13 protein-coding genes and 1 tRNA gene are annotated in these 16,396 nt (G+C 62.2%); 3 read left to right on the top strand and 11 right to left on the bottom strand.

Annotated elements, in window-relative coordinates:
• Positions 1 to 154: 154 nt before the first annotated feature.
• Genes JFT58_RS13890 through ptsP form a run of 3 tightly spaced genes read right to left on the bottom strand, consistent with a single transcriptional unit; the run spans position 155 to position 5,655 of the window.
• Positions 155 to 1,864, bottom strand: a complete 1,710-nt coding sequence (locus JFT58_RS13890) for a fructose-specific PTS transporter subunit EIIC (RefSeq protein WP_198834395.1) — start codon at positions 1,862 to 1,864, stop codon at positions 155 to 157.
• A gap of 11 nt (positions 1,865 to 1,875) precedes the next feature.
• On the bottom strand, positions 1,876 to 2,796 hold the full coding sequence (pfkB, locus tag JFT58_RS13885; RefSeq protein WP_054896898.1) for a 1-phosphofructokinase: 921 nt from the start codon (positions 2,794 to 2,796) through the stop codon (positions 1,876 to 1,878).
• On the bottom strand, positions 2,797 to 5,655 hold the full coding sequence (gene ptsP, locus JFT58_RS13880) for a phosphoenolpyruvate--protein phosphotransferase (RefSeq protein ID WP_054896897.1): 2,859 nt from the start codon (positions 5,653 to 5,655) through the stop codon (positions 2,797 to 2,799).
• 284 nt (positions 5,656 to 5,939) lie between these two features.
• On the opposite strand from ptsP, the gene cra reads away from it, so the two are divergent.
• A complete protein-coding gene (gene cra, locus JFT58_RS13875) occupies positions 5,940 to 6,935 on the top strand; it encodes a catabolite repressor/activator (RefSeq protein ID WP_034126263.1) in 996 nt (331 codons plus the stop codon).
• A gap of 2 nt (positions 6,936 to 6,937) precedes the next feature.
• Entirely contained in the window at positions 6,938 to 7,714 is a 777-nt protein-coding gene (locus tag JFT58_RS13870; protein WP_034126262.1) for a TatD family hydrolase, read from the top strand.
• Here the strand turns inward: JFT58_RS13870 and JFT58_RS13865 are convergent.
• The 5 genes from JFT58_RS13865 to JFT58_RS13845 all read right to left on the bottom strand — a co-directional run bounded on the left by JFT58_RS13865 (position 7,661) and on the right by JFT58_RS13845 (position 14,115).
• Positions 7,661 to 8,089 carry a hypothetical protein gene (locus JFT58_RS13865; RefSeq protein WP_054896896.1) on the bottom strand — a complete coding sequence of 143 codons (429 nt, stop codon included), beginning with the start codon at positions 8,087 to 8,089 and terminating at the stop codon, positions 7,661 to 7,663. The two genes, JFT58_RS13870 and JFT58_RS13865, sit on opposite strands and share 54 nt — an antisense overlap.
• Before the next feature lie 125 nt (positions 8,090 to 8,214).
• Positions 8,215 to 8,919, bottom strand: coding sequence for a methyl-accepting chemotaxis protein (locus JFT58_RS30765; protein ID WP_371264140.1), 705 nt, complete (start codon positions 8,917 to 8,919; stop codon positions 8,215 to 8,217).
• Positions 8,920 to 10,509: 1,590 nt separating this feature from the next.
• Entirely contained in the window at positions 10,510 to 11,346 is an 837-nt protein-coding gene (gene ampE / locus JFT58_RS13855; protein ID WP_034126259.1) for a regulatory signaling modulator protein AmpE, read from the bottom strand.
• Positions 11,343 to 11,906, bottom strand: a complete 564-nt coding sequence (gene ampD, locus JFT58_RS13850) for a 1,6-anhydro-N-acetylmuramyl-L-alanine amidase AmpD (RefSeq protein ID WP_054896894.1) — start codon at positions 11,904 to 11,906, stop codon at positions 11,343 to 11,345. The genes ampE and ampD overlap by 4 nt, the downstream gene beginning before the upstream one ends.
• A 61-nt stretch (positions 11,907 to 11,967) precedes the next feature.
• Positions 11,968 to 14,115, bottom strand: a complete 2,148-nt coding sequence (locus JFT58_RS13845) for a DUF1631 domain-containing protein (protein WP_054896893.1) — start codon at positions 14,113 to 14,115, stop codon at positions 11,968 to 11,970.
• A gap of 245 nt (positions 14,116 to 14,360) precedes the next feature.
• On the opposite strand from JFT58_RS13845, the gene nadC reads away from it, so the two are divergent.
• A complete protein-coding gene (gene nadC / locus JFT58_RS13840) occupies positions 14,361 to 15,209 on the top strand; it encodes a carboxylating nicotinate-nucleotide diphosphorylase (protein ID WP_034126256.1) in 849 nt (282 codons plus the stop codon).
• 170 nt (positions 15,210 to 15,379) lie between these two features.
• On the opposite strand, the gene JFT58_RS13835 is transcribed toward nadC, so the two are convergent.
• The 3 genes from JFT58_RS13835 to JFT58_RS13825 form a co-directional block, all read right to left on the bottom strand.
• On the bottom strand, positions 15,380 to 15,685 hold the full coding sequence (locus tag JFT58_RS13835; RefSeq protein ID WP_034126255.1) for a DUF6388 family protein: 306 nt from the start codon (positions 15,683 to 15,685) through the stop codon (positions 15,380 to 15,382).
• Positions 15,686 to 15,834: 149 nt separating this feature from the next.
• Positions 15,835 to 15,910, bottom strand: a tRNA-Thr gene (locus JFT58_RS13830).
• A gap of 64 nt (positions 15,911 to 15,974) precedes the next feature.
• Positions 15,975 to 16,388: a pilin gene (locus tag JFT58_RS13825; protein ID WP_054896892.1), complete on the bottom strand. Its 414-nt coding sequence runs from the start codon at positions 16,386 to 16,388 to the stop codon at positions 15,975 to 15,977.
• Positions 16,389 to 16,396: the final 8 nt, after the last annotated feature.

Below are 16,396 nucleotides of genomic sequence, written 5' to 3'. Positions count from 1 at the left end.
GCGCAGATGACAGGCTACAACTGTAGGAGCGAGCTTGCTCGCGAAAAACGTCAACGATCACGCGGGCTTGCTGAATGAACGCGGCGCCTGCGAGTTCTTCGCGAGCAAGCTCGCTCCTACAGGGTATTTGGGCTTGCCCCCACACTTTTACTGGTCAGGCAGTCACGGCCAGCTCGGCCGCTTCCGGTCGCTTGAGCACGGCATACACCAAGCCGGTCAACACACTGCCCGCCACAATCGCCAACAAATACAACAACGCATGGTTCATCGCATTCGGAATCACCAACACAAACAACCCGCCATGGGGCGCGGCGAGTTTGCAGCCGAAGTACATCGACAGCGCACCGGTCAACGCGCCACCGGCGATGCTGGCCGGGATGACGCGCAGCGGGTCTTTGGCGGCGAAGGGAATCGCGCCTTCGGAGATAAAGCACAGCCCCAGGATCATCGCCGCCTTGCCGGCCTCGCGCTCGGTCTGGGCGAACTTGCGCCGGGCCAGCAACGTGGCGATGCCCATGCCAATTGGCGGCACCATGCCGGCGGCCATGGTCGCGGCCATCGGCGCGCCGCTCGACGCGGCCAGCAGGCCAACCGAGAACGCATAGGCCGCCTTGTTGATCGGCCCGCCCAAGTCCACGCACATCATGCCGCCGAGCAGAATGCCCAGCAGCACCGCGTTGGTGGTGCCCATGGTGCTGAGGAAATCCGTCAGGCCCGTGAGCAAGCGGGCGACCGGTGGGCCCACCAGGTAGATCATCACCAAGCCGGTAAACAGGCTCGCCAGTAACGGGATAATCAGGATCGGCTTGAGCGCTTCCAGGCTCTGGGGCAGTTGCACTGCGCGGCTGATCAGCTTGACGCAATACCCGGCGACGAAGCCGGCCAGGATGCCGCCGATAAACCCAGCCCCCAGCGTCCCCGCCAGCAGACCGCCGATCATGCCGGGCGCAAGGCCAGGACGGTCGGCAATCGAGTAGGCGATGTAGCCCGCCAGCAACGGCACCATCAACAGGAACGCCTGGTCACCCACGGATTTGAGCGCCGCCGCCAAGGTGCCGGGCTGCTCGAAAGCATGGATGCCGAACACAAACGACAAGGCGATCAGCAAGCCCCCCGCCACCACCATCGGCAACATATACGACACGCCGGTGAGCAGGTGTTTGTAGACGCCGGTTTTCTCCGCCTTGGCCGGTGCACCGCCGGCCGCGCTTTCCACCGCGCCTTCGGCCAGGGCTTTGTTGAGGATGACTTCGGATTGCTTGAGGGCAATGCCGGTGCCACAGCGGTAAATCTTCTTGCCGGCGAAACGCTCGGTGGCCACTTCGATATCGGCCGCCAGCAACACCACATCGGCATCGGCAATCGCTTGCGGGCTCAACGGCGTGCGGGCGCCCACCGAACCTTGGGTCTCGACCTGCAGGTCATAACCCAGGCGCTGAGCAGTCTGCTGCAAGGCTTCGGCGGCCATGAACGTGTGGGCCACACCGGTGGGGCACGCGGTAATCGCGACGATACGCGGCGCAGCCTTGGCCGCCACCGGGGCGGCGTCGGCGACATACACCCGGGCTTCTTCGGCGCCCCGGCGCAGCACGCCTTCGACATCCGCCAACGCCTGGGCCGGTGTGCTCTGGAACACACGCTTGCCGACAAACCGCTGCATCTCCACCGGGGTACTGCTGACCAGCAGCACCCACTCGGCATCATCAATCGTCGCCTGGAATAACTGGCGCTCCGGGCGCTGTACATCGACGACTTCAACACTGGTGTGCAAGCCCATGCGCTGGGCGGCGGCGTCCAACAAGCGGGCGCACAGCACACTGGTGACCATGCCGTTCGGGCAGGCGGTAACAATGGCTAACTTCATCACAAACCCTCTTATTGTTCTGTCAGCGTGCGCACATCGACGCCGCTTTCGAGATGCGCCAACTGCGCGTCATCGCTGATGCCAAAACCGATCTGTGTCACCGCCATCGCGGCAATCGCCGTGGCCCGGCGCAAGGTGTGCTCCGGCGTATCGCCACTGAGCAAACCGTGGAGCATCCCGGCCAGCAGCGAGTCGCCGGCGCCCACGGTACTGGCCACTGCCACCTTGGGCGGCGTGGCGTGCAGCGCCGCACCCGGGCGGTACCAGGTCACGCCTGCGGCCCCGTCGGAGACCACCACATGTTCGACGCCTTGCTGATGCAGGCGGCTGATGGCATCGGTGGCGTTACCCAAGGCCTCGGCCAACTCTTCGGTATTGGGTTTGACCAGCCACGGGCCAACCTCCAACCCCAGGCGCAGCGCTTCGCCGCTGGTGTCCAGGGCGACTTTCAAACCGAGGTCCTTCAACGCCTCCAGCAAACCTTTAAACCATTGCGGGCTGACGCCGCGCGGCAAGCTACCGGCCACCACGACCGCATCGAACTCCGGGCCAATGATCGCGACCATCTTGAGCAGCGCTTTTAGCGCCTCTTCAGTCACCAGCGGCCCCGGTGCATTGATGTCGGTGACACGCCCATCCTGTTCGGCAATCTTGATGTTGCTCCGGGTTTCGCCGGGAACCCGGATGAAGGCATCGCCAAACCCACGGCGCTTGATCAGCGCATTGAAAGCCTGGGGGTTGGCACTGCCGAGAAACCCGCCCACGCTGACGTAATGGCCTAGGTCCGCCAGCACTTGCGCCACATTCACGCCCTTGCCCGCGGCGTGGGTGAGCATCGCTTCACTGCGATTGACCTCACCGGGTTGCAGGTGCGCCAGGCGTACCGTGAGGTCCAACGCCGGGTTCAGCGTCAGGGTCAGAATATTCGCCATCTACACGGCCTCCACTAGGGCACGCACTTCGGCGGGCGAACCCACCGCCAGTGCTTGTTGCGCCAGGCCCTGGGCCTCGCTCAGACTGAATTCACGCACCCGCGCCTTCACTTCAGGAATGCTGCGGGCCGACACGCTCAACTCATCCACGCCCAGGCCGACCAGCACCGGCACCGCCAGCGGGTCCGCCGCCAACTCGCCGCACACGCCTACCCATTTGCCGTGGGCATGGGCGGCGCGCACGGTGATGTCGATCAGTTGCAGGACTGCCGGGTGCAAGCCATCGGCCTGGGCCGACAGGGTCGGGTGGCCGCGGTCGATGGCCAGGGTGTATTGGGTCAGGTCGTTGGTGCCGACGCTGAAGAAGTCGACTTCCTTGGCGAGGACCGGCGCCAGCAGCGCGGCTGAGGGCACTTCGATCATGATCCCCAGTTGCAGGTCTGCCACTGGGATCTCCAGGCGCAGGCGCTCGGTCATGTCCCGGGCGGCGCGCCACTCATCCACGCTGCCGACCATGGGGAACATGATGCGCAGCGGGCGGTTGTCTGCTGCACGCAGCAATGCGCGCAGTTGCGCTTCCATGATCTGCGGGCGTTGTAACGTCAGGCGAATGCCGCGCACACCCAGAAAGGGGTTTTCCTCTTCGGCGATCGGCCAATAGGGCAAAGGCTTGTCGCCGCCCACATCCAGGGTGCGCACCACCAACGGGCGACCATTGAGGCCGTCGAGTACGCGACGGTATTCGGCCTCCTGAGTGGCCTCGTCTGGCGCCTGGGAGTGAGCCATGAAAATCAGTTCGGTGCGCAGCAGGCCAATGCCTTCGGCGCCCTGCTCCACTGCGCTGGCCACCCCGGCGCTTTCGCCAATATTGGCGAACACTTCCACGGCGTGGCCGTCACGGGTCAGCGCCGCTTCATGGCGCTGGGCCGATGCGGCTTGCAAGCGCTGTTCGCGGCTGTCGCGCTCCACGGTGGCCCGTTGCAGGATAGCGGCGTCGGGGTCCACATGCAGGCGACCACGCTGTCCATCGAGCAACAGTGGCGTGCCGGCGTTGAGCAATAACACCGCAGCGCCAGCGCCGACCAAGGCCGGAATGCCCAGGGCGCGGGCAACAATGGCGCTGTGAGCGGTGGCGCCGCCCCGGGCGGTGAGAATGCCGGCAACGCGGGCCGGGTCCAGGCGCGCCACGTCCGAAGGGCCGACCTCTTCCATCACCAGGATGTAGGGCTCGCTCGGTTCCTGCACGCTCTGGACGCCGCACAACTGGGCCAGCACGCGCCGGCCGATGTCACGCAAGTCGGCAGCACGCTCGGCCAGCAAGGCATCCTGCAAAGCTTCCTGTTGCTTGGCGGCGGCTTCGATCACGCTCATCCAGGCGGCTTCGGCGCTTTCGCCCTGCTTGAGGCGGGTGTCGACTTCGTCGGTCAGTTCCGGGTCGTCGAGCATTTCCTGGTGGGTAATGAAAATCTCGCGGATGGCCTTGGCCTGGCTACGCTCGATCAAGCCCTGGATATCCGTGCGCACGTCGCTCAAGGCGGTGTGCAGGCGCTGGCGTTCGGCGGCGGCGGATTCGCCCCGTAGCGGGTAATCGAACACCTGCGGCACCTGGATATGAGCCGGGCCGATCGCGATACCCGGCGCGGCGGCAATGGCCTGGAGTTGGCTACCGCTCAGTGGCGCGCTGAGCACCGGTTCGATATCGACCTGTGCGGGCTGTGCGCTCACCGTGGGCAAGGGCTCGACCTCTTCGCCAAGGCCCTCTTGCACGGCGGCCAAGAGGGCGGGCAGTGCATCGCCGGCCACCGTCGGCTCGGCCACAAACTCCAGCACCTGGCCACGACGTGCGCCGAGGCTGAGTAACTTGCTCAGGCTTTTGACCGACACGGCGCCCACCGCGCCATCGACGATACGTACGCGGATATCGCCGTCAAAACTTTTCGCCAATTGCGCCAGGATCTTGGCCGGGCGCGCGTGCAGGCCGTGGGCGTTGGCCAGGGTAATACGGGCGCTGGGCCAGTCCGGCGGCAGTTCACCGCCCAGCACTTCCAGCACCGCGCGGCTGCTGGTGGCGCGTCCCAACTCGTGGCCGCGCCCTTCAATCAGCAAGGCACACAGGCGTTCAAGCAGGGTCTGGTGCGCTTCACCGAGGCTCGCCAGGCAGAACAGGCCGTGCAAGGGCTGGCCTAGGTAACGCATAGGTTTGTCCGGCGTCACAAAGGCCAGGCCCGGACGCTTGACCGTCTGCTCGCTGTGCAACCACCACAGGCCATCGCCCAGGGGCAGCGCGTCGACTTGCTGCAATACGGCGGCAAAGCCATTGCTCACGCAGTCGGCCTGGCGCAGCAGGCGCGCACCGCGCCACACCAACTCTTCAAAATCATCGGCCGACACGCCCAGGCTGATCATCTGCGCATCCAGCGCCAGTTCCTGGGGCGCGCCTTGCAACAGTTTCAACAGCGCTTCGGCACTGCCGGCACGGCGCAACGCCTGGCCCAGGTCGGTTTCACCGAGGGCACGGGTGAGCAGTTGCAACAGGCGCAGGTGTTCATCGGATTTAGCCGCGATGCCAATCGCCAGATAGACGATCTGGCCATCGCCCCAGTCCACCCCTTCGGGGAACTGCAGCAGGCGCACACCGGTGGAAAACACTTGGTCGCGGGTTTCTGGCGTGCCATGGGGGATAGCAATGCCTTGGCCGAGAAAGGTCGAACCTTGGGCTTCACGGGCTTGCAAGCCACTGAGATAACCTTCGGCAACCAGGCCATCGGCCACTAATTTGTCAGCGAGCAGGTGCAAGGCAGCAGATTTATCCACAGCCACCTGGCCCATGGATATCTGCTCTACAGTGAGCTCAAGCATGCCGTTCTCCTAGTTAGTGCGACAGGCGCACTAGGTATTGTTGTAGGTAAATATGATCAAAATTAACTGACTGAGCGGTCAATTGGCAGTGGTCACTCAGTAGCGAACATCGTAAAAATACGCTTGCTGAAACGTTTAATCTAGAATTTATGGCAGATTACGCGTTAATTACGCAAGCTTGAAGGGCCACTCGGCGCTTGCTGTGGGACATTGGTCGAATGCTGGAATCGGTTACGATTGGACAAAATGTCGGGGCGAGCGCCAAAAAACAAGGAAATCCCGGTTTGAAACTCAGTGATATCGCACGTCTGGCCGGTGTGTCCGTTACCACCGCCAGCTATGTCATCAATGGCAAGGCCGAACAGCAGCGCATCAGCAACGCCACCGTTGAGCGTGTGCGTGCCGTGGTCCAAGCCCATGGCTTTACCCCCAACCCTCAAGCCGCGGGGCTGCGCAGCCGGCATACGCGGACCTTGGGGTTCATCCTGCCAGACCTGGAAAACCCCAGCTACGCACGCATCGCCAAACTGCTGGAACAAGGTGCACGGGCGCGCGGCTATCAGTTACTGATCGCCAGCTCCGATGACGAAGCGGACAGCGAGCGCCAACTGCTGCAACTGTTCCGGGCGCGGCGTTGCGATGCGTTGTTCGTCGCCAGTTGCCTGCCGGCCAGCGATGACAGCTATCGCGAGCTGCAGGCCAAGGGGCTGCCGGTGATTGCCATCGACCGGGAGATGGAGCCGAACCAGTTCTGCTCCGTGGTCAGCGACGACCACCAGGCCTGCCAGCAACTCACTAGCAGCCTGCTGCAACCGTTGCCCAAGCAGATCGCGCTGATCGGCGCACGGCCCGAGCTGAGCATCAGCCAGGCGCGTACCGCCGGTTTCCGCGATGCGCTGCAAGGCTTTACGGGCGAAGTGATCATCGAACAGGGCGAAGCCTTCAGTCGTGACTGCGGCCGAGAGCTGATGGAGCAATTGCTGCAACGCCTGGGGCATCTGCCGGACGCGCTGGTAACCACCTCCTACGTACTGCTCCAAGGGGTGTTTGATGCGCTGCATGACTTCCCTCTCAAGTCACGCCCCCTGCGCCTGGGCACCTTCGGCGATACCCAGTTGCTGGATTTCCTCCCGCTGCCGGTCAACGCCATGGCCCAACAACATCAGTTGATTGCCGAGACCGCCCTGCGCCTGGCCCTGGCCGCCGTTGAAGAAGAACAGTACCAACCCGGCGTGCATGCGATTGGCCGGACCTTCAAGCAGCGTATCCTCGAGGCCTGAGCGTGGAGCTGATCGACACCCACACGCACCTGGACTTCGAGGACTTCGACCAGGATCGCACGCACGTCCTCGCCCACAGCCGTGACCTCGGCGTGCGGCGCCTGGTGGTGCTGGGGGTGTACCAGAAAAATTGGCAGCGGCTATGGGACTTGGTGCAACAGGACGAAGGCTTGTTCGCCGCCTTCGGCTTGCACCCGGTGTATCTCGATGAGCATCGCCCCGCCGACCTGCTGGAGCTGGGCGACTGGTTGACGCGCCTGCATGGCCACCGGCAACTGTGCGCCGTGGGCGAAATTGGCCTGGATTACTTTCTTGAACAGTTGGACCACGAGCGCCAGCAACCGCTATTTGAAACCCAGCTGAAACTCGCGGTGGATTTCCAGCTGCCGGCCCTGCTCCACGTTCGCCGCAGCCACGCCGCGGTAATTGCCACCTTAAAGCGTATCCGCCTGCCCAGAGGCGGCATCATCCATGCGTTCGCCGGCAGCGTTGAAGAGGCACGCGAGTACATCAAGCTCGGGTTCAAACTGGGCCTGGGTGGCGCTGCCACCTGGCCCCAGGCCCTGCGCATGCACCGGGTACTGGCCCAATTGCCCCTCGACGCCGTGGTGCTGGAGACCGACTCGCCGGATATGGCCCCGGCCATGTACCCCAACCAGCGCAATAGCCCGCAGCACCTGCCAGACATCTGCACGGCCCTGGCCGAGCGCATGGGTATCAGCCCTCTATTGCTGGCTGAGGCGAGCACACGCAATGCGTGCGAGCTGTTCAACTGGTAGCGCACTGATGGCCTGCAAGTTCAAGGTCATTGTCTGGCGATGACGGGCGTAGCGCACCACCAGCAAATGGATCAACACCGCGACCAGTGAAATGTTGAACTGCGCGATGACACTGAGCAGCCCCAGCCACTCGGCGACCAAGGCCACCAGCAAGGTCGCGCACGTCAGCATGATCATGCTCGGCCGCACCAGCGCCCATTGGTCCAGGGCCCTGAATTGGCGCAACTGCTTGACGCAGCCCAACTGCAACCCGCAGTGGCAATACATACAGTCAAACGGCACATCGATGGCGATGGCGTTCAGTTGCCAAGGCTTGAGTTCAAACGTCATGTTGCACTGGGCGCAGTGCCCCCTGATACCGATTGCGGCGGCCATCGTTTTGTCCCCTCGTGACCGTGACGGATGAAATAAATTTTCACCTATTCACGCCCCGATAAAAGACGCATCGGTAAATCAAGACATGGGCCACAGGGCCCGTGGCTCCGCCCTTCAGAACCTCCCTACACCCGAAACGCACCAATCAATTGCTTCAACTCAACCACCTGGGTTGCCAGTTGTCGACTGGCCGCTTCCGTGTGCTGGGCGCCTTGCGCTGCATGCTCGCCAGCACGGTTGATTTCGACAATGTTCTGGTCGATGTCGTGGGCGACCGCCGTTTGCTGCTCCACGGCGGCGGCGATTTGCTGGTTCTGATCGACGATCATCCCAACTGCCCCCAGGATATTTTCCAAGGCTTGCTGGACTTTTTCCGACTGCCCCACCGTGCCATTCGCCATTTCATGGCTGCTGCCCATGGCCTTCACCGCCGCGCCCACGCCGCTGTGCAAGCGGCTGATCATCTGCTCGATTTCCTCGGTGGAGTGCTGGGTGCGCCGAGCCAGGGTGCGCACCTCGTCGGCCACCACCGCAAAACCACGCCCTTGGTCACCGGCGCGCGCGGCTTCGATGGCCGCGTTGAGCGCCAGCAGGTTGGTCTGCTCGGCAATGCTCTTGATCACTTCCAGGACGCTGCTGATGGACTGGCTGTCGGCAGCCAGTTGGTTGATCACCCGCACCGATTCGTCAATCTCCGCCGCCAGGCGGGCGATGCCGCCTTGCTGGGATTGCACCAGCGCACGCCCGGTGACCGTTTCATCATTGACGCTCTGGGCACTACTGACCGCCGCCGCCGCGCTGCGCGCCACCTCTTGGGCAGTGGCGGACATCTGGTTCATCGCGGTCGCCACTTGTTCGATCTGGCTGCGCTGGCCGGACACCGCCTGGTTACTCTGTGCCGACACCGCCTGCACCTGGCCGGCCTGCAGCTCCACCTGGCTGACCGTATGCCCAACACGTTCGATCAGGTCATGAATCTTGGCCACGGTGCCATTGAACACCTGGCCCAAGTCGCCCAGCTCGTCGCGGCTTTGAGCAACGAAGGTGACCGTCATGTCACCTGCCGCCACTTTGTCCATCATCGCCCCCAGGCGGCGCAAGGTGGTGCGAGTGGAGACAAAAAAACCGGCATAGAGATAGAAAATCAACGCAAACACCGCCGCCAGGGCCGTGACCAGCAACACCATGTGCAGGCGGTTTTGCGCCAGGCGTTGCTGCAACTGCTGCCCGAGGAATGCCAGGGTGGCGTCATCCAATTGATAGGTCTTGGCCATCAACTGGCTGACGCCGTCATAAAAACCCTGCCAAGACGTATCGAGGGTCTCGGCCATCACCACCTGCTCTTCAAAAAACTCGCTGCCTTGCTTGAGGCTGGCCCGGCTGGCTTGCGCCGAAACGTCGAGGGCTGCATGCGCGGCCTGGCTGGCGCCCAACGCGTCCTGCAGCTTCAAGCCATATTCCCCGTGGAGTTTTTCCAGCTGCTGCAGCAGTTCGTCAAAACGGGTGCTGGAGGATGAATTGATAAAGCCCTGCCCCAGGGAGTACGCGCCCATCGCACGGCCTTCGCCCAAGGCCTGGGTGACTTGAGGGGTGACGGTGGTGACCAGGTCGCTGAGCTGGCGCAGATCACTTTGCGGATCACGGCTCAAGCCGGCTTGGCTGGCAATGATCTGGCTGAACATCTGGGCCTGGTTGAGTAACTTGCCGATCAACGCCGCTTTGTTGAGCAACGAAGTTTCCTGTTGCTGGGCCTTGAACGCAGCGATCAGCTCATCGCGCTTACTGTCGAAGACGGCAACTTGCTCGGGCTGGGTCGCGATGGCGCGCAAGCCTTGCAAGCGCCCCACTACACTCGCTTCCAAGGCGCTGATCCTGGTCTCCAGGTCTGCCGCTTTACCGGACTGGCCGAGGGTGGCATTGATCTCTACCTGGTTGTTGAGGGTTTCCAGATCGCGGCGCAACGCCAGGCTGCTGCCGAGCAGGTCGAGACTCTGCAGTTCGACCCGGGTGCCCTGGTATTCACGCCACGAGTCGCGCACCAGGTAATAGTTGGTCGCCAGCATCGGCAGCAGGAACAGCACGCTGATCAGGCTGAACTTCATGCCGAAACTCAGGCGGTTCATCAGCGCGACGGCGGGATAGAGCAAGCTCTTCACAGGTGACCTCCCCTTCTTTTATTTTTATTGAGGCGCAGGGCGGCGGCAGATAGCCACTATTTGGCGCTCTATCTGTATAGCTCAATTCGAAAGGGAGTTTTGTAACGTAAGGTTAACGGCGTGTCTGGAGGCCAAATGTGGCAAGGGGAAAGCCCTAACGCCATGTAGGAGCGAGCTTGCTCGCGAAAGACTCACAGACGCCGCGTTTATTCAGGAAGCACGCGTTATCGTTGACGTTTTTCGCGAGCAAGCTCGCTCCTACCATCAGGGCAACACCGTCCAGATCGCAAACCCGGCATACCACAGCACCGCCGCACGCAGCAGCAGTTCCCACAAGCGATCCAGGCTGTTGATGCCATCGGCCCCCACCACGGGCGCAGGAATTTCCGCGGCGGCCAGGCCGACTCTTTCCACCAACTGTGCCGCGCTGATGTCCCAGCTCAACAGTTCGTGGAGCATCACACGGCTGACCCCGACGAAATTACCCACCAAGGCAAAGCTGGCCGCCAGCAGGCGTACCGGCAACCAGTCAAACGCGTGGCGCAGTTGCGTGGCGCGCTCGGCCACCAACGGGTTCTGGCTGTTTTCGCTGGCCAGCGCCAACAGGCGGTAGGCCAGGGCGGCCACCGGGCCCAGCAGGAAATACCAGAAAATCACCGCGAAAAAGCTTTGATACGCCTGCCACAGCAGGTAGCCCTGGACGCGCTCCAGCAATTGCTCGCCACTGTCGGCACCAAGTTTGAGGTCGCGTTCGGCCACATGCTCGGCCGCTTGCAGGTCACCGCGCCGCCAGGCATCGCGAAACGGCCCCAGCCCCGCCAATAGATCGCCACGGCCCAAGCTGTAGATCACGACCAGCAAGTGCACCGGCAATGCCAACAGGCCATAGGCCACCGGCTCCAGGACCAGCAACAACAATGCCAGCAATGCCACCGGCAGCAGCACCAATATCAGCAGGATCAACCAGGGGCGCTTGCCCATGCGCGGGCTCGATTCCAGCTTGGCCAGCTCACGCAGCCATCCACCGTCGCGCTGCAACCGCAGGCGCAAGGCCGAGAATTTCTCGATCCACACGGCCAGCACCAACACCAGGAAACTCATCGTTCGTGTCCTCCATCCTGCAGGGCGCTGCGAAAGCGCGCCCAATCAAAAGCGGGGCCCGGGTCGGTCTTGCGCCCCGGAGCGATGTCGCTGTGACCACAAATACGTTGGCGGGTGATATCTGGGTATGCGGCCAGCAGTTGGCGTGTCAGGTCGATCAACGCCGCATACTGGGCATTGGTAAACGGTAGGTCATCCGTGCCTTCCAGCTCGATTCCCAGAGAAAAATCGTTGCAGACCTCGCGCCCTTCAAAGACGGAAATACCGGCATGCCAGGCACGGTCGCGGCACGAAACAAATTGCGTCACAGTGCCGTCACGTTCAATCAGAAAATGCGCAGACACTCGTAGGCTCGCAATCCCTTCAAAATAGGGATGTTCTGAGATATCCAGACGGTTCTGGAAAAACTCCTGCACCTTGCCGGTGTTGAACTGCGCCGGGGGCAAACTGATGTTATGCACCACCAACAGCGAGATTTCGCCTTCAGGGCGCTCGTTGAAGTTGGGCGAAGGGCAATGACGAATGCCCTGGCACCAACCGCTGGCGGGGTCCAACTGCATACAGGCTCCTTGAATGATAAGAGGTGTGACCAGTATGCCGCGTTCCACCCTGCGGTTGCGATCACTTGCCGCGATTGAGTTGCCGCAGGTTGTCCACCACCGCTGCCAGCGCACGCTCGAACAGCGGGCCATCATCCAAGGCGTGCAGGACGCCCTGCTTGAACGCCAGCGCTAACTGGCCCGCGCTTTTCTCCAACACCTTGAGGCCGGCGCGGCTGACAAAAACATAGGTATCGGCGGGCGGCATGATGGCGGTCAATTTGCAGCGCAGGGTACCGGCTTCATTTTGCTGCAGCGCTACCCAGGTACCGGCTCGCAACTGCTTGGCTTTGAGCAGGTCGGGGTCATCATGGGGCAGTGGTTCGTCGGCACCCGGCGGGCCAGCCCCCAGGATAAAAGGCTCACGGACTTCAACCAGCACCTCGTCGTCGAGCGGCTGAACATGCATGGCCTGCAACCGCAGGAAGAACTCGCGGGTACTGAAAGGATCGAAGGCCGCACCGGCCAACCCGTCACGCAAGGCCTTGAGCAGCCCGGGTAATTGCTCGAGCAAACGCCGGCCCGCTTCGGTGTCTTCACGCAGGCCGACGCTCCAGATCAATTCATCCACGGTGCGCAGCGCCGCCTGCCACTGCAGCGATTGTTCACCGTGCTTGAGAACGGCCACTAACAACACCTGGCTCCAGGCCTGCTGCACAAATTGCAGCACCGATGGCGGCAAGGTTTTGCCCACGAGCCGCCGATTGAGCACGTGCGCCACACGCTGGCGCGCCACCTCGACCTGCAGGCGCTCTTGCTCGGCGTCACGGGTATGTCGCTCAAGTCGCTCGCTGCGCTTGCGCTCCTGGGCTATGAATGCGCTGAACGTGGTGAGCAACTGGGAGAAAATCGCCGGGTCTTCGACGAACTCATTCAGCACACGCTGTACGAGTTGCTCGATACACAGATAGAGGTTGTCCCGTGGGTGGTCATAGGGCGGGCTCCAGCCGATGACGGCACTCGCGATGTCATTGAGCAAGCGCCGCGCCGGATGCTCTGCGCAACTGAACAGGCTCTTGTCCAGCACCGCCACTTTCAGCAGCGGGATCTGCAAGCGAGCGATCAGCGCCTTGAAAGCGTCCGGCACACCGCTGTCATCGAACATGAACTCAAACAGCATGGCGACCAGATTGGTCACATCTTCGTCTGCCTCTTCTAACACCCTCGACTTGCCGCTTTTGACGCTGCCCCGGGTCAGCAACTGTTCCAGCTGGTTGCGCAGGTCGAAATCGTCCTCGCCACCGGGCTCCGGGACATATTGCTGCAAATGCGACAACAGCCGTAGCAGATCGCGGGTGGCAATCGGCTGCGGCTCGGCACTGGCTTCAAGGGTCGGGGCCACGCTGCCACGCACGGCTACCAGTAACTTTTGCAAGGCACTGAACGCTTGCTGGCCGCTTTTATCCAGCGGCGGGGCGACCATCGCTTGGCTGGTGTAATGCTGGTGCTCCCGGGCCTCGCGCCCGCCAGCTCGACGGGACGGGACCGTCTTGAGTTGCGGCAATACGCCGGTGGCGATCAGCAATTGGTTGGCCTCGCCATACAACAGGTCGGCATCACTGAGCACGTATTTCTCAAACAGCTTGAGCATGACCAGCTTGACGCGAATCTCCACCCCCAGGCTGCGCCCTGCTTGCAGGAAAAACTCACAAAGCCGCGCAGGGCCCAAGGGGTTTTCAGGGTCCTCCAGGCGCCTGCCGAGCAGTTCACTCAAGCGTGCGTCCAACTGCCCCAGGGCCAAGCCATCACGATGCCGCACCCGACCGAGCATCGCCTCCAGAGCCACGGCTTTTTCCACGTCATCCGCGCTGGTGCCGGGTGCCGCCTCATAAGACACCAGCGGCACCAGGTGTGCACCGCTGCACCGGGCCTGGCCCAGGTTGGCGAACGCCACAAACAGCTGCTCCATGAACACGCGCTCGAAGTTCTTGCGCTTGAGGCGCAGGTCGCGCATGGCCTCGAAAAAAATATGATGGTCGACGGTGCTACGGGCCTTTTCGGCCATTTCGAACAGGGTGTCGTCGGCGTTATCGAACAGTTCCTGCAAGCCTTGCTGCAGCTGTTGCGCAGCCTTGTCACGCACCTGCAGCAACACCACCGGCAGGCGCGCGAGCGGCGATGGCGTGGCCTGTGCCCTGTTGATAGGCACCACCTTCCCGTCATTGTGCATCCTGGCCTCCTGAAACGGCGGTTTTGAGCGGTGGAGAGACGGAGCGCAGGCCCGGCAGGCACTGCAAACACCCGATCACCACCAGGACGTCAAAGCTATGACGCCAATTGCAAGGCGCGAGATTATCTTGCAAACGAGGGCAGTTGCGCCAGCACACTCTGACTTTGTGCGGTAAATGAGTGGCTAGCCTGGGTTAGAACGCACGCTGGCCCTATAATCGAGGCACTTTGTTTGTGGAGCCTGTTATGCCGAACCTCCGTCTTGCCGACCTCACCGCCGAAATCGAAGCCAACGTGCGCCGCGCACTGCTGGAAGACATCGGCAGTGGCGACATCACCGCGCAGTTGATCCCGGCCGAACGGCTGGCCAAGGCCACGATCATTACCCGTGAGGCGGCTGTTATCGCCGGCACGGCGTGGGTGGATGCGGTGTTTCGTCAACTGGACCCACGGGTTGCTGTGCACTGGCAGGTGGCTGATGGTGAACGGGTGAGCCCCAACCAGGCGTTGTTCCACCTTGAGGGCCCGGCCCGCTCGCTGCTCAGTGGTGAACGTAGCGCGTTGAATTTTCTGCAATTGCTGTCAGGGGTTGCCACCCGTGCGCAATTTTTGGCGGACTTTGTCGCCAGCACCCAGGTCAAGCTGCTGGACACCCGCAAGACATTGCCCGGCCTGCGTTTAGCGCAGAAATATGCGGTGACCTGCGGCGGTTGCCACAACCACCGTATCGGGCTGTATGACGCGTTCCTGATCAAGGAAAACCACATCGCCGCCTGCGGTGGTATTGCCCAAGCGATCACCGCCGCCCACAAGATTGCCCCGGGCAAGCCGGTGGAAATCGAAGTGGAAAGCCTGGAGGAATTACGCGAGGCCCTGGCGGCGGGTGCCGACATCATCATGCTGGATGAACTGAGCCTGGAAGACATGCGCGAAGCCGTGCGCCTGAACGCAGGCAAGGCCAAGCTGGAAGCCAGCGGCGGGATCAATGAAACCACCTTGCTGCCTATCGCTGAAACCGGCGTGGACTACATCTCCATCGGCGCGATGACCAAGGATGTGAAGGCGGTGGATCTGTCGATGCGCCTGAGCATCTGAGAAACCATGCAGGGCCGGGCGATTGTGGCGAGGGAGCTTGCTCCCGCTGGAGTGCGCAGCGCTCCCAAACCGTTCATCGACGTACACCTGATGTATTTCGATTATCCAATTTGGGGCTGCTTCGCAGCCCAGCGGGAGCAAGCTCCCTCGCCACAACAAGCCCGCCGTGCCTAGACCACCAGATTATTCATCTCGCAGTACTCGTCCCAATCGACACCCAGCACCTCGGCCGCCTCTTTGTGCAAGGCCAACCGCGCGGCTTCGAACTCTTCCGGCGTCGAGGTGTACTTGAGGGTCAACTCCCAAGGCTGGTAGCCCTGACTCTCGGCCTCATCTTCGAATGCCCACTGAATCTGGTCGCGCTGATCGTCGGCACTCAGGTCCTTGATCTCTTCTTTAAGCTGCGGCGTCGCTTCAAGGTAATGCTTGAGCGCTTGTTCGTGCCGTGCTTCCTGGGTCATCTCAGTCGTGGTCATGTCGTTCTCTTAGATCGAGGAATGGGAATGCATCTGGGTCTTCAAGGTTGCGCAGATACAAAAGAGCGGGGGCAAATGCCCGGCTCACCTGGCCTTCAGAACCATTCTGGGATCATCTGAAAACATTGCCGTTGAAACAGTGGTGCCTGTGGTGCCCGAGACAGGAATCGAACCTGCGACCTTCGCGTTACGAGTGCGCTGCTCTACCGGCTGAGCTACACGGGCGGTGGGCTAAAGCTAGCACTGCATTGGGCATGCAGCAACCAACTCGCTCACCGCCCGGCGACTGTCACGCGCCGTTGGCGCCGCAGCCCTTGGCAGCGTACTGCGGCTCTACCGTGGTGGCACAGCTCCAGCCGGTGGTGGCGCTGCGGGTCAAGGCGATGGTCTTGCCGAGCACGGGCGCGGGCGCGTCCAAGATTTCACAACGGATGGAGCCTGCGCCCGAGGCCACATCGCCTGTCACTTCGATGGTGCAGTTGGCGGTAGGGCTTGTGCCCCCGATGAGGGCCAGGGTTGGCACGGTGCCCTGGTTGATGGCGTCCTCGTAGCCGGCCTTTAGCGCGCTGATTTCAGCCAACCCCGCCGTGAACTTGGCCTTGGCCTGGTGCTTGGTGTACATGGGCAGACCGATGGTGGCCAAAATGCCGATGATTGCCACGACGATCAATAATTCGATCAAGGTAAAACCTTTTTGACGCATCTCTTTCA

The organism is Pseudomonas sp. MF6767 (genome assembly GCF_016405475.1).
GTDB classification, from domain to species: Bacteria; Pseudomonadota; Gammaproteobacteria; order Pseudomonadales; family Pseudomonadaceae; genus Aquipseudomonas; species Aquipseudomonas paracarnis.
The sequence above is the reverse complement of the archived record's forward strand: the minus strand, read 5'-3'. Positions and strand labels throughout refer to the sequence as shown.